Below are 14,033 nucleotides of genomic sequence, written 5' to 3'. Positions count from 1 at the left end.
CAGAGTGACAAGGTTCCCAGTGACGCTTTCCACCCACCGCCCGTCAGCGCCCGAGCGAAACGCCGCGCGATGATGCTGCCGCTTCCGCTCCTGCTGGCGATGGCCATGCCCCAGCAGCAGACGCCGCCGCCCGAGCCCGACGTGGTCGTCACCGGTCCCGCCAAGGCGAACCAGCTGACCCCCGCGACGCTCGTCGTCGAGCCGGCGGCGATGTTCATCGTCGCGTGCGACGGCGATGGCGACGGCCGTACCACCCGCGCCGAGCTGACCGCTTGCATCGCGCGAACCTATGCCGCCGCCGACCGCGCCAATGCCGGCAGCATCGGCTATATTGCCTATGCCGACTGGCAGGTGCGCTGGCTGGGCAGCCAGGGCGCGTTGCCGAGCCCGTTCGAGGTCGACCGCGACGGCGACAACCGCATCACCGCCGACGAGCTTCAGCGCCAGTTCTCGAAGCTGTTCTCGCGCTACGATCGCGATGGCGACAGCGCCGTGACGCGGAACGAGGCACTGACGATCCGTGCGGTCGCTGCCGACGACAAGGGCCCGGTGACGCCGCAAAGCTATCCCAAGGGCAAGCGTCCGCCGCCGCCGAAGGGCGAGCGCGTCCCCGGCGGCCAGCCGCCCGAACGGTCGCCGATCCAGCAATGAGCCGCTTCTCGTTCAGCATCGCCGCCACCGACGGCGCCGCGCGCACTGGCACCATCGAGATGGAGCGCGGCCTGATCCGCACCCCCGCCTTCATGCCGGTCGGCACCGCCGCCACGGTCAAGGCGATGAAGCCCGCCGACGTCGAGGAGTCGGGCGCCGACATCATCCTCGGCAATACCTATCACCTGATGCTGCGTCCCGGCGCGGAGCGCGTCCATCGGCTCGGCGGCCTCCACCAGCTGATGGGCTGGACCAAGCCGATCCTGACCGACAGCGGCGGCTATCAGGTGATGAGCCTCGCCGATCTGACCAAGCGCAGCGAAGAGGGCGTGTCGTTCAAGTCGCACCTCGACGGCACCCGCCACCTGCTGTCGCCGGAACGTTCGATCGAGATCCAGCGACTGCTCGGCAGCAACATCACCATGGCCTTCGACGAGCTGGTGCCCACCACCTCGACGCGCGAGGTGCAGGCGGCGGCGATGGAGCGGTCGATGCGCTGGGCGAAGCGCAGCCACGACGCCTTCTTCGCGGCCGAGGAGCACGCCGCGCACAATGCGATCTTCGGTATCCAGCAGGGCGCGCTCGACGAAGGTTTGCGCAAGGCGTCGGCCGATGCGCTGATCGACATCGGCTTCGACGGCTATGCGGTCGGCGGCCTCGCGGTCGGCGAGGGGCAGGAGGCGATGTTCGCCTGCCTCGATTATGCGCCGCGGCAGTTGCCCGAACATCAGCCACGCTATCTGATGGGCGTCGGCAAGCCCGACGACATCGTCGGCGCGGTCGAGCGCGGAATCGACATGTTCGACTGCGTCATGCCGACGCGCTCGGGCCGCACCGGTCAAGCGTTCACGCGCGACGGGCCGATCAACCTGCGCAACGCGAGGTTCGCCGAGGATCCGGGGCCGCTCGATCCCGAATGCCCCTGTCCCGTCTGCGCGACCTGGGGCCGCGCCTATATCCATCATCTCGTCCGCGCGCAGGAGATTCTGGGCGCCATGCTGATGACGGAACACAATATCTGGTTCTACGAAACGCTGATGGCGGACCTGCGCGGCGCAATTTCGGACGGGCACCTGACCCCGTTCGCCAACGCCTTCCGCGCCCGCTACCAAAAGCCCAAAGGAGAGTAGAGATGGCCGACGAACCCAATGAGATCCTCGCCGCGGTCGCCGACGCGAAGAAGCGCAAGGACGCCGCCACCGCCCCCGATCCGGCCGACAAGAGCAATTGGCCGATGCGCATCATCGGCGTCGGCATCGGCTCCGCCGCGGTCGCCGCGGCGGTGCTGTTCGCCAATTCGAACAAGACCGCCAAGTCCAAGAAGAAGGGCTGATCCGCCGATGACGTTCTTCCGCGCCGCGCTGCTGCTGGGTGCCGCCACCCTTGCCCCCTCGATCGCCGGTGCACAGACCGCCCCGGCTGCCGGTGCGGCGGCGGTGAAGCCGATCGACTTTACCGAACGAACGCTAGCCAACGGCCTGCGCGTCTATGCCATCCGCGACACGACGACGCCGAACGTCGCGGTGCAGATGTGGTACGATGTCGGGTCGAAGGACGATCCCAAGGACCGCTCGGGCTTCGCCCACATGTTCGAACATCTGATGTTCAAGGCGACGCGCAACCTCGTCGCCGAGCAGATGGATCGCCTTACCGAGGACGTCGGCGGCTACAACAACGCGTCGACCAACGACGACTATACCAACTATTACGAGGTGGTCCCCGCGAACCATCTCCAGCGGCTGCTGTTCGCCGAGGCCGATCGGCTGTCGAGCCTGGTCGTCGAGCCCAAGAGCTTCGCCTCGGAACGCGACGTCGTGAAGGAGGAATTGCGCCAGTCCACGCTCGCGCGGCCCTATGGCAAGCTGTTCTCGACCTACGCGTCGGCCGCCTCGTACACCCGCCACCCCTATGCCCGCTCGACGATCGGCAGCATCCAGAACCTCGACGCCGCCTCGATCGACGACGTCCGCGCCTTCCACGCAACCTATTATCGCCCCGACAATGCGATCCTCGTCGTCGCCGGCAATTTTGACGCTGCCCAGCTGAATCGCTGGATCGACCAGTATTTCGCGCCCATCAAGCGCCCCGCCGGCGCGATCCCGCGCGTGACCGTCACCGAGCCCCAGCGGACCCAGCCGGTCAGCTACACCGTCTACGAACCCAACACGCCGCTGCCCGCGGTGCTGATGAGCTGGCACGTCCCCGCCGATCGCAACAGCGACACCGCCGCGCTGTCGGTGCTCCAGACCATCCTGTCGACCGGCGACAGTTCGCGGCTGCACGAGAACCTCGTCTATCGCGACCAGCTGGCGCAGGAGGCGCAGGCTTTCCTCGATACCAAGCAGGGCACCGGCAACCTGATCCTCTTCGCGATCCTGGCGGGCGGCAAGACCGTCGATCAGGGCACCGCCGCACTGAAGGCGGAAGTGGCGCGGCTGCGCGACCAGCCGGTGACCGCCGCCGAGCTGGCCGAGGCGAAGAACGAGATACTGACCGGCGCGATCCGCAGCCGCGAGACGGCCGAGGGCAAGGCCCGCGTCCTGGCCTCGTCGGTCATCATCGACGGCGATCCCCGCGCCGCCGACCGCCAGCTCGCCGAGATCGCGCGGGTCACGGCAGCCGACATCCAGCGTGTCGCCCGGCAATATCTGGGCGACGACCGGTCGGCGACGATCCGCTACCTGCCCGACAGCGCCAAGCCGGCGACCGCGACCGGCGACACCATCGCGGTCGCATCAACCGTGGTCGCCCCGCCGCTGACGCCGCCCGCCGATATCGCGATCGTGACGCCCGCCAGCGGGTCCGACCGGCTCATGCCGCCAACCCCCGGCACGCCGGTCAGCGTCGCCCTGCCGCAGCCGGTCGAGACCAAGCTTGCCAACGGCATGCGCCTGATCACCGTCGAGCGTCACGACCTGCCGATCGTCACCGCAACGCTGGTCGCGACGGGCGGCGGCGCATTCGACCCGCCCGCGCGTGCCGGCACCGCCAGCCTGACCGCCGACCTGCTGACCAAGGGAACAACGACGCGCTCGGCGACCCAGATCGCGCGCGAGATGGAATCGCTCGGCGCCTCGATCGAAAGCGGCGCCGACCGCGACGGCGCGTCGGTGTCGGTTACGGTCAAGTCGGACCAGCTGGCGAAGGCGATGCCGATCCTCGCCGACGTCGCCACCCGCCCCGCCTTCGCCGCCGCCGAGATCGAGCGGTCGCGCACCCAGGCGATCGACGGCGTCCAGGTCGCGATGAAGAACCCCGCGCAGCTCGCCGGCCTGACCGCCGCCCGCGCGGTGTTCGGCGCCAACCCCTATGGCGCGCCGCTCGTCGGTACGCCGACCTCGTTGAAGGCGATCACCCGCGACGATATCGCCACATCCTATGCCGCGACATGGCAGCCGGCCAAGGCCGCGCTGGTGATGGTCGGCGACATCACGCCAGCGCAGGCGAAGGCGATCGCCGACGCGCAATTCGGCGGCTGGCGGGCCAAGGAGGTTGTCCAGCCGACGCTCGCGCCGCCGGCGCTGCCCGCGCCGCGCACCATTGTCGTCGACATGCCGGGCGCCGGCCAGGCGGGAGTCGTCGTCGCGCGGCCGGGCATCGCTCGTGCCGACCAGCGCTATTATCCGCTCAGCGTCGCCAATTCGGTGCTCGGCGGCGGCTTTTCGTCGCGGCTGAACCAGGAAATCCGCATCAAGCGCGGCCTTGCCTATGGCGCGGGCAGCGGCGTTACCGCGGGGCGCCAGCCCGGTCTGATCGCCGCGCGTACCCAGACCAAGAACGCCACCGCACCCGAGGTCGTCGGCCTGATCGTCGAGCAGATGGCCGCACTCGGCAAGACGCCGGTGCCGGCCGACGAACTAGCCACGCGCAAGGCGGTGCTGGTCGGCGGCTTCGGCCGCACGATCGAGACGACCGGCGGGATCGCCGACGTACTCGGCGACTATGTCGTCCAGAACGTGCCGCTGAGCGAGTTCGGCGAGTACACCGCGAAGGTGGAGGCGGTGACCCCCGCCGCAATCCAGTCCGCGTCGGTCACGCTGCTCGATCCCGCCGCCGCCAGCATCGTCGTGGTGGGGGATGCCAAGCAGTTCGGCCCCGCGCTGGCCAAGGCCTACCCCAACGCGGAAACGCTGACCGAGGGCCAGCTGAAGCTCGACAGCCCGACGCTGAAGTAAGCCCCGGCCCTCACCCTTCGCTGCCTCCGGCAGCTCTTCCCTCTCCCGCTGGGAGAGGGAGGGAGGCGCGAAGCGCCGGAAGGGTGAGGGCAGGTTCGGACTAGACGGCCCCCTCCGCCATCACCTCCGCGACCAGATCCTTGCGGCTCAGCTTCCCGATCATCGTCTTCGGCAAGGCCTCACGCACCACCACGGCATCGACCTGTTCGTGCCGTCCCAGCTGCGGGTTGAGCCACGCCTTCAGCGTCTCGCCCTCGATCGGCTCGCTCACGGTCACGAACGCCCGCGGCCGCTCGCCGCGATAGGCATCGGGCATGCCGATCACCAACGCCTCGCGCACCGCAGGATGATGGTACAGCGCCGCCTCGATCTGGCTCGGGAAGACCTTGAAACCGCTGACCGCGATCATGTCCTTCAGCCGGTCGACGATATGGATGAAGCCGTTCGCATCGATCGTCCCGACGTCGCCGGTGCGCAGCCAGCGCGTGCCGTCGGCGTCCTCGACGAACACCTCCGCATCCGCCTCGGGCCGTTGCCAATAGCCCGCCATGATCTGCGGTCCGGCGACCAGGATCTCGCCCGGCTCGCCGATCGGCGCCGGCCGCGTCGCATCCTCCTTGTCCGCCAGCCGCACCCGCGTCGACGGCAGCGGCTGGCCGATGGACCCTGCCTCGCCACCGGTCGCATAGGGATTGCACGATACCACGCCCGACGACTCCGACAGGCCATAGCCCTCGACCAGCAACGCACCGGTCCGCGTCTCGAACGCCGCCTTCGTCTCCGCCGGCAAGGGCGCACCGCCCGACACGCAAAAGCGCAGCGACGACAGGTCGGCCTTGGCGATCCCCTGATGGTCGAGCAGGGCGCGATACATCGTCGGCACCCCCGGCAGCGACGTCGCCTTCACCCGCGCTACCGTCGCCAGCACCTGCCCGGCGTCGAAACGCGGCAGGAGTGCCATCATCCCGCCGTTCGCCACGGTTCGGTTGAGGACGCAGGTATTGGCGAAGACATGGAACAGCGGCAGCGCGCCGACGATCCGGTCGGGACCGCCCGCGTCGGGATCGAGCGCATTCACCTGCCGCGCATTGGCGGTCAGGTTCGCATGGGTCAGCATCGCGCCCTTGGGCACGCCGGTCGTCCCGCCGGTATACTGGATCAACGCCACGTCTGTCGCCGGATCGATCGCCGGGACGACACACGTCCCGTCATTGGCGATCAATTGCGAGAAAGCGGTCAACCGCGCATCGTCGGGTCGCGGCGCTACCTCCTTGCCGCGGAACAGACGATAGAACAGCGACTTCGCCGGCGGCAGCGCCCCCGCCACCGACCCGATGACGAGTCGTTCGAGCGCACTTCCCTCCAGCACCTTCAGCGCCGTCGGCAACAGCGCCGCCGCCGATAGCGTGAACAGCAACCGCGTGCCCGAATCGCCGACCTGATGCGCCAGCTCATCAGCCGTGTAGAGCGGGGAGAAATTCACCACCGTCGCGCCCAGCATCAAGATGCCGTAATAAGCCGCGACGTAATGCGGGACATTGGGCAGGAACAATCCGATCCGATCGCCGCGACCATATCCCAGCGCCGCAAGACCGCACGCGACCCGCCGCGCACCATCGAGCGTTTCGGCATAGCTGTAGTGCCGACCGAGGAAGTCGATCAGCGACGCATCGCCCCTGCGCGCGGCGGAGGCGGCGAACAGGTCCGGCAGCGACAGCGGCGGATAGCTGGTGGCCCAGGGGGTGGGATGGCGATAGCCGCTTTCCCAGTCACGATCGGCAGTCGTCATTTACACGAGTGTAAGCAACGCCCGCGCGCGGTCAACCCAGCCGCTGGCTCCATGTGTAGAGGAACGACACGCCAACCAGCCCCAGGTCGACCGCCGCCTGGACGCGATGCGGCTGCGGATCGCCTATATCGTGGGTGACGAGGCGGAAGTCGGCGGTCGGATGACGCGCAGCGAGTGCCGCTACCAGAAGCGCGATTACGATCAGACCCTTGCGACGACGATCGAGCATCGACCAGCGCCTCCCTTGCGCTCGCAGGGAGGCTACTACCGATCGCTTTTGATTACAAGTGTAATCAAGCGGCGAGCGACGCCCTCGCCCGATCGCGACCGGCGGCCTTTGCTTCGAACAGCGCACGATCGGCGCAGCGATACATCGCCTTCCAATCGATCTCGTCCGTCAGTTCGCCGATGCAGCTGCCGATGCTGGCGGTGACGGTAAGGTCGTACGGCATCCGCGCAGCGCGCAGGCGATCGAGCAACAGGGTTGCCGATAGGTTGGCGCTGACCGGCGCGACGATCGCGAACTCCTCGCCACCCAGCCGCGCCACCAGCGCCTCCGCCGGCACCGAGGCGCGCAGTACGCGGGCGAAGACGCGCAGCACCTCGTCGCCGCCGTCGTGCCCGATCGTCTCGTTGACCGTCTTGAAATGATCGAGGTCGGCGAGCAGCAGCATCTGGTTGCCCTCACGTCCGATCGCGCCTTCCAGAAAGGCACGTCGGTTGAGCAGGCCGGTCAGCGGATCGGTCGCCGCGAGCAGCCGTGCCGCGATTTCCTGTGTCCGCGCCTCGTCGCGTTCCCGGCTCAGCAGATGGATCCGATAGGCGATCGCGAGGCTGGAGGCGGTCGCCTCGATCGCCATCGATACCAACGTCAGATTGTCGATCAGCAGGCTCCACGGCAGCAAGCCCAGCGCATGGCCGATGCGCAACGCCGTCAGCAGGATCGGCGCGCCCCAGGCGATCGCGAACAGCCACAGGAAATTGCTGCGTGCGCGCCAGGCACGATACAGCACCACCGGGATCAGGGCGACCAGGCTGGCGAAGCTCACGATGACCATCCGGTCGAGCCAGACGATGTGCCACGGCGATGCCAGGGCGTAGAGCAGGCCCGACCCGATCAGCGCCGCCCCGACGCCGTCGCACACCCAGCGAAACCGACCGGCGAAGACCTTCGCTTCGAAGAAGGTGCGCGCGAAATATAATACCGACGCGCCGGCGCCGCCCAGCAAAATGCCGTTCGCGCGCAGCCGATCGTTGTTGTCGAGCCAGGGCAACGCCATGCCGAGCGCGCCCGATGTGCTGGCGGCATAGCCGAGCAGGCACAGCAGCAACAGGCAATAAACCGGCTGATACGCCTGGCGCAGCACTGCCCACAGCGCCAGATTATAGATCACCAGTGCCAGCGCCATTCCGGCGAACGCACCGTAGAGCAGGCCGAGCACCACTTCCTGTTCGCTCGCCCGCGCCGGATCGATCAGCGTCGCGCCCAGCACGATCCCGCGCAAATTGGCGGCGCCGCGGATGTGCCACAACAGGCGAACCGCCTTGGCGGCGTCATGGCGCGGCAAGCGTACTGCTATCCGCGCGCCCAACCGCAGATGTTCTCCGGTGGTTGCCGATGTATAGCCGGTCTGGCGGATCGCACCGTTGGCATAGAGAACGTACAGCGTGACCGATTGCTGCCAGACGCTCCCGGTGCGGATCAGCGGCGACCGAGCGCGGGTCTGGATCGTCGGCAGCGGTTGCGACAAGACCCAGAAATCGCCCGACCCGAATGCGCGTTGCGGTGTCGTGCAATCGAACCGTCCGGGCGTCGCCAGCAATTGCCGGGCGGTCATGCCCGGCTGGGCCGGCAGCACGCAGGTCGCGACCGGCGCATCCTCGACCGGCGGCGCCTCTGCCGCCCGCGCCGCGGTCGGCGCCATCAGCAGGGCCAACACACTGGCAAACATCGCCAGCAGCCATCCTGAGAGCCTCGCCACCATCATGCCGTCGGTCTAGCGGCGCGTTTCCGAAGGAATGGTAAACGAAGCGGCAACAAAGATTTTTTTAGTGTTGAGGTTTGTCCTTAGTGCGATTTTCGGGCCACGCGGCGCGACGTGCTCGACGGGTCAACCGGTCCGCCCACACGAGGCGGAAACCCCCACTGGATCCGGATCGCATCCCGGCCGGGTCATATGGGTCCATCGGCCGGAGTCGCGGTCGCGATCCGACGACGCGGCACCCTCGAAACGAAGCGGGGCGGTCCGCCGGAACCGCCCCGTTGTCCGTTACTTCGCCTGGATCGGCTCCGCCTTGCTGCCGCCCTTCTTGCGCGGCTTCTTGGGCGGGGCGGGCTCGATGCCGAACGACAGCGCGCCGTCCTTCATCCGCACCGTCACCTCACCGCCATGGACCAGCTTGCCGAACAACAGCTCCTCGGCAAGCGGCTGCTTGATCTTCTCCTGGATCAGGCGACCCATCGGACGCGCGCCGTACAGCTTGTCATAGCCTTTCTCGGTCAGCCAGCTCTTGGCCGCATCGTCCAGGTTGATGTGGACGCTGCGATCCGCCAGCTGCAATTCGAGCTGGAGGATGAACTTGTCGACCACGCGGGCGACCACCTCGGGCGGCAGATAGCCGAACGGCACGATCGCATCGAGGCGGTTGCGGAATTCCGGCGTGAACATCCGCTGCACCGCTTGCTCGTCTTCACCCTCGCGCGTCATGTTGCCGAAGCCGACCGTCTCGCGCGCCATGTCGGACGCACCCGCATTGGTCGTCATGATCAGGATGACGTTACGGAAGTCGACCGTCTTGCCGTGCTGGTCGGTCAGTCGCCCATTGTCCATCACCTGCAACAGGATGTTGAACAGATCGGGATGCGCCTTCTCGATCTCGTCGAGCAACAGCACGCAATGCGGGTTCTGGTCGACCGCATCGGTCAACAGGCCGCCCTGATCGAAACCCACATAGCCCGGCGGCGCACCGATCAGCCGGCTGACCGAGTGGCGCTCCATATATTCGCTCATGTCGAAGCGCTGGAGCGGAATGCCCAGGATCGACGACAGCTGCTTGGCGACCTCGGTCTTGCCGACGCCGGTCGGGCCGGTGAACAGATAGTTGCCGATCGGCTTCTCCGGCTCGCGCAGGCCCGCCCGCGCCAGCTTGATCGCCGACGCCAGCTTCTCGATCGCCGCGTTCTGGCCGAACACCACCCGCTTCAGGTCGGTTTCGAGGCTTTCGAGCGCCTTCTTGTCGTCGGTCGACACCGACTTCGGCGGAATGCGCGCCATCGTCGCGATCACCGCCTCGATCTCGCGAGTCGTGATCGTCTTCTTGCGCTTGTTCAGCGGCACCAGCATCTGCATCGCCCCGACCTCGTCGATCACGTCGATCGCCTTGTCGGGCAGCTTGCGGTCGTTGATGTAGCGCGCCGACAGCTCGACCGCCGACTTGATCGCATCGGGCGTGTACTTGACCGAATGGTGCTCCTCGAACGCCGAACGCAGACCGGCGAGGATCTTGATCGTATCCTCGATCGTCGGCTCGTTGACGTCGATCTTCTGGAACCGGCGCAGCAGTGCGCGGTCCTTTTCGAAGTGGTTGCGGAACTCCTTGTACGTCGTCGATCCGATGCAACGGATCGAGCCGCCCGACAGCGCGGGCTTCAGCAGGTTCGACGCGTCCATCGCGCCGCCGCTGGTCGCGCCGGCACCGATGACGGTGTGGATCTCGTCGATGAAGAGCACCGCATGGGGCAGCTTCTCCAGCTCGTTGACGACCTGCTTCAGCCGCTCCTCGAAGTCGCCGCGATAGCGCGTGCCGGCGAGCAGCGCGCCCATGTCGAGGCTGTAGATCACCGCCTCCTTCAGCACCTCGGGCACCTCGCCCTCAACGATCTTGCGCGCCAGGCCTTCCGCGATCGCGGTCTTGCCGACGCCGGGATCACCGACATAGAGCGGGTTGTTCTTGCTGCGACGGCACAGGATCTGGATCGTGCGGTCGACCTCGGGCCCGCGGCCGATCAGCGGATCGACCTTGCCGTTCTTCGCCTTCTCGTTGAGATCGACGGTGAACTGCTTGAGCGCGCTCTCGCCCTTGCCCTTGTCCTGCCCCTTCGCCGGCTTTTCCTCGTCAGCCCCTTTCGGCGTCGAGGCTTCGGTCGGCGCGCCACCCTTGCCGACGCCGTGGCTGATGAAGCTGACCGCATCGAGGCGGCTCATGTCCTGCTGCTGCAGGAAATAGACGGCATAGCTCTCGCGCTCGCTGAACAGCGCGACCAGCACATTGGCGCCCGTCACCTCGTCGCGGCCCGACGACTGGACGTGAAGGATCGCCCGCTGAACGACGCGCTGGAAGCCGCTGGTCGGCGACGGATCGGTCGCGGCATCGACCTTCAGCGCATCGAGCTCGGTGTCGAGATAATGCGCGACCGTGGTCTTGAGCTCGCCAAGGTCGACGCTGCACGCCGTCATCACCTTCGACGCATGCTCGTCGTCGATCAGCGCGAGGAGCAGATGCTCCAGCGTCGCATATTCGTGACGGCGCGACGAGGCAGCTTCGAGCGCCTTGTGCAGCGTGGTTTCCAGGGCGGGGGCGAAGGATGGCATCAACGAAACTCCAGTCGGGCCGCGCCAGGGGGATGCGGCCCGTGCATCACTAATGTCGTGATGACGCGGCCCCGCATCAAGCGGTGGGGTCGATGTCGGCGGACGAAGGCGTTCCGCCCGGCCGATGCCCCGCCGTCCCGCCTGTCGCGGACGATCGGGACCGACCCCATGCTCATGATCGGAATAGCGAGTCGGCGCTTGCACGATGGTTAACGGCGTGTTCGATCCGTTTTCTGCACCGTGCGATCTCACCCTCCAGCGCGGTGATCCGCGCTTCCAGCTCCGCGACGGACAGCGGGTCGAGATCCTCGCGGATCAGCTGCGCCAGCGCATCGTTACCGGCATGCGGGAGGTCGTCGATCTCCATGGACGCCAGCGTTGACCCACCGTGGGACGATGTCAATAACGACCGCTTGGACAGGGGAGCTGATATCGCGATGACGGGTCAAACGATGCAGGCGATCGATCCCGAGGCGCATGGCGGCCCCGAAGTGCTTCGTCTCGTCGAGCGCCCGGTGCCGACGCCGGCTGCGGGAGAGGTGTTGATCCGCGTCGCCGCCGCCGGGGTCAACCGTCCCGACGTCATGCAGCGCGAGGGAAAATATCCGCCGCCGCCAGGCGCTTCGTCGATCCTGGGGCTCGAGCTGTCGGGCGAGGTCGTCGCGGTGGGCGACGGGGTCGACGATACCGCGATCGGTCAGCAGGTCTGCGCGCTCGTTGCAGGCGGCGCCTATGCCAACTATGCGGTCGCGCCCTGGGGCCAATGCCTGCCGGTGCCCGAATCACTGTCGATGATCGAGGCGGCGGCGCTGCCCGAGACGGTCTTCACCGTGTGGACCAACCTGTTCGAGCGCGGCTATGCGGCCGAGGGCGACACGGTTCTCGTCCACGGCGGCACCAGCGGCATCGGCACCACCGCGATCGCGCTGTGCCGGCTGTTCGGCGTCACCATCATCGTCACCGCGGGCTCGCGCGAAAAATGCGAGCAGGCGCTGGCGCTCGGCGCCGATCACGCGATCGACTACAAGGCGGAGGATTTCGTCGCGCGGGTGAAGGAGATCACCGGCGGTCGCGGCGTCGACGTCGTGCTCGACATGGTCGGCGGCGACTATCTGCCGCGCAACCTTCAGTGCCTGGCCGAGGACGGCCGCCACGTCTCGATCGCGGTCCAGCGCGGCGCGACCGCCGAAATCCCGATCTTCGACATCATGCGTCGCCGCCTGACGCTGACCGGTTCGACGCTGCGCGGCCGGGATGCCGCGTTCAAGGCGATGGTCGCCGACGAACTGGCCCGCACCGTCTGGCCGCACGTCGCCGAGGGACGGCTGCGCCCGGTCATCGACCAGGTCTATCCGCTATCGGAAGCTGCCGCCGCCCATGCGCGGATGGGCGCGGGCGATCACGTCGGCAAGATCGTGCTTCAGGTCACGAGCGACTGAAGCGCCAGGTTTCGGATGGGGCGACCGCAAACCGGCCGCCCCAGCCCGCTCAGTTGCTGGAGGGCGAGCCGTCATCGCCGCCGGTGGCGACCAGAACGATCACGACCAGCGCGGCGAGGATGCCGATGCTGATCAGCGTCGTCGTGCTGACGTCGGCGCCGATCTTGGTCGACTGCTTGGCACTCGTGCCGCTGCGCAGCGACAGCTTGGCGGCGCTCGGCGCCGGGGCGGCCGAAGCGGCGACGGGGGCGGCGATCAGGGCCAGCCCCGCGACCGCGCCGGCGATCCCCTTGAAAAACGTCATATTGTTGAACTCCCTTGTGCGATGCAGCGGGCCTTATCCCGGTTTTGTGACAGTTCGGTCAACGCACCACGCCTAAAATCCTCGGGAGGTTGCTCTTGGGCAACACGCGCAGTACATCGGGGCATTGCGTGGCCGCTCCGGGAAGGGGCGGCCGTTTTTGTTCGTAAGCCGGAGTTCCCGATCCGTGGCCCAGCCGCTCATGCCTCATGCGACCGCTTCCTGGCTGGTCGACAACACGTCGCTCTCGTTCGAGCAGATCGCCGATTTCTGCGGCCTCCACATTCTCGAGGTGCAGGCGATCGCCGACGACACCGCCGCGACCAAGCTCACCGGCCGCGATCCTGTCCGCGCGCATGAACTGACGCAGGACGAGATCGACAAGGGCCAGGCCGATCCCGACTATCGCCTGAAGATGACCAAGGGCCCCGAGCAGGTCCGCCGGACCAAGGGCCCGCGCTACACCCCGGTGTCGAAGCGCCAGGACAAGCCCGACGGCATCGCCTGGATCATCCGCAACCATCCGGAGATCAGCGACGGCGCGATTAGCAACCTGATCGGCACCACCCGCACCACGATCGCCGCGATCCGCGACCGCAGCCACTGGAACATCGCCAACATCACGCCGAAGGACCCGGTGACGCTCGGCCTGACGTCGCAGCGCGAGCTCGACGCTGCGGTGACCAAGGCCGCCAAGGCCTCGGGCACCGAAGGCCAGGCCCCGACCGACACCCGTCTCGAGGGCGACCGCGAGGCGCTGATCGCTAGCCTGCGCGCCGAACGCGAAGCCGCCGCGCGCGAGGCCAATGCCGAGCTTCACGAGGAAGCCGATGACATCCGCGCGCTGTTCGGCGATTCGAAGGACTGACCGGGATTGGGGGGCGCCGCAACCTGCCGCTACTCCAGTGGTCCCGAACCCCTTCTCCGTCATCCCCGCCTGTGCGGGAATGACGAAGGGTTGCAAGAAGTCCCTCTCCGTCACCCCGGCGAACGCCGGGGCCTATGGTTTCGGCTTATCTCGTTGGGGCCCTCACCAGCCGATCGCCTCCATGGATCCCGACGTTCGCCGGGATGACGAATGAAGGT

12 protein-coding genes are annotated in these 14,033 nt (G+C 67.5%); 6 read left to right on the top strand and 6 right to left on the bottom strand.

What is annotated here, in order from left to right:
- The first annotated feature begins 69 nt into the window (after positions 1-69).
- Genes GGQ80_RS13745 through GGQ80_RS13730 form a run of 4 tightly spaced genes read left to right on the top strand, consistent with a single transcriptional unit; the run spans position 70 to position 4,826 of the window.
- Positions 70-651: an EF-hand domain-containing protein gene (locus GGQ80_RS13745; protein ID WP_246347089.1), complete on the top strand. Its 582-nt coding sequence runs from the start codon at positions 70-72 to the stop codon at positions 649-651.
- Positions 648-1,781: a tRNA guanosine(34) transglycosylase Tgt gene (gene tgt, locus GGQ80_RS13740; protein WP_183985791.1), complete on the top strand. Its 1,134-nt coding sequence runs from the start codon at positions 648-650 to the stop codon at positions 1,779-1,781. Before GGQ80_RS13745 ends, tgt begins: the two co-directional genes overlap by 4 nt.
- A 2-nt stretch (positions 1,782-1,783) precedes the next feature.
- Positions 1,784-1,984 carry a hypothetical protein gene (locus GGQ80_RS13735; RefSeq protein ID WP_183985790.1) on the top strand — a complete coding sequence of 67 codons (201 nt, stop codon included), beginning with the start codon at positions 1,784-1,786 and terminating at the stop codon, positions 1,982-1,984.
- Positions 1,985-1,991: 7 nt separating this feature from the next.
- Positions 1,992-4,826: a M16 family metallopeptidase gene (locus GGQ80_RS13730; protein ID WP_183985788.1), complete on the top strand. Its 2,835-nt coding sequence runs from the start codon at positions 1,992-1,994 to the stop codon at positions 4,824-4,826.
- Positions 4,827-4,926: 100 nt separating this feature from the next.
- Here GGQ80_RS13730 and GGQ80_RS13725 read toward each other — a convergent pair whose 3' ends face one another.
- From GGQ80_RS13725 to GGQ80_RS13705, 5 genes are all read right to left on the bottom strand, one after another.
- Positions 4,927-6,615 (bottom strand): long-chain-fatty-acid--CoA ligase, encoded by a 1,689-nt coding sequence (locus tag GGQ80_RS13725; protein ID WP_183985786.1) that lies wholly within the window; start codon positions 6,613-6,615, stop codon positions 4,927-4,929.
- 31 nt (positions 6,616-6,646) lie between these two features.
- Positions 6,647-6,844, bottom strand: coding sequence for a hypothetical protein (locus tag GGQ80_RS13720; RefSeq protein ID WP_183985784.1), 198 nt, complete (start codon positions 6,842-6,844; stop codon positions 6,647-6,649).
- Positions 6,845-6,908: 64 nt separating this feature from the next.
- On the bottom strand, positions 6,909-8,567 hold the full coding sequence (locus tag GGQ80_RS13715; protein ID WP_183985782.1) for a GGDEF domain-containing protein: 1,659 nt from the start codon (positions 8,565-8,567) through the stop codon (positions 6,909-6,911).
- Positions 8,568-8,885: 318 nt separating this feature from the next.
- Positions 8,886-11,207 (bottom strand): ATP-dependent Clp protease ATP-binding subunit ClpA, encoded by a 2,322-nt coding sequence (gene clpA, locus GGQ80_RS13710; RefSeq protein WP_183985780.1) that lies wholly within the window; start codon positions 11,205-11,207, stop codon positions 8,886-8,888.
- Positions 11,208-11,379: 172 nt separating this feature from the next.
- On the bottom strand, positions 11,380-11,574 hold the full coding sequence (locus tag GGQ80_RS13705; RefSeq protein ID WP_183985778.1) for a DUF1192 domain-containing protein: 195 nt from the start codon (positions 11,572-11,574) through the stop codon (positions 11,380-11,382).
- 70 nt (positions 11,575-11,644) lie between these two features.
- Between GGQ80_RS13705 and GGQ80_RS13700 the strand changes: the two genes are divergently transcribed.
- On the top strand, positions 11,645-12,646 hold the full coding sequence (locus tag GGQ80_RS13700) for an NAD(P)H-quinone oxidoreductase (protein WP_246347088.1): 1,002 nt from the start codon (positions 11,645-11,647) through the stop codon (positions 12,644-12,646).
- A 49-nt stretch (positions 12,647-12,695) separates the two neighbouring features.
- Here GGQ80_RS13700 and GGQ80_RS13695 read toward each other — a convergent pair whose 3' ends face one another.
- A complete protein-coding gene (locus GGQ80_RS13695) occupies positions 12,696-12,950 on the bottom strand; it encodes a hypothetical protein (protein ID WP_183985777.1) in 255 nt (84 codons plus the stop codon).
- A 184-nt stretch (positions 12,951-13,134) separates the two neighbouring features.
- Between GGQ80_RS13695 and GGQ80_RS13690 the strand changes: the two genes are divergently transcribed.
- Positions 13,135-13,815, top strand: a complete 681-nt coding sequence (locus GGQ80_RS13690) for a cell cycle transcriptional regulator TrcR (protein WP_183985775.1) — start codon at positions 13,135-13,137, stop codon at positions 13,813-13,815.
- Positions 13,816-14,033 lie beyond the last annotated feature (218 nt).

Origin of the sequence: Sphingomonas jinjuensis, assembly GCF_014197105.1 — a bacterium.
GTDB lineage: Bacteria > Pseudomonadota > Alphaproteobacteria > Sphingomonadales > Sphingomonadaceae > Sphingomonas > Sphingomonas jinjuensis.
The sequence above is the reverse complement of the archived record's forward strand: the minus strand, read 5'-3'. Positions and strand labels throughout refer to the sequence as shown.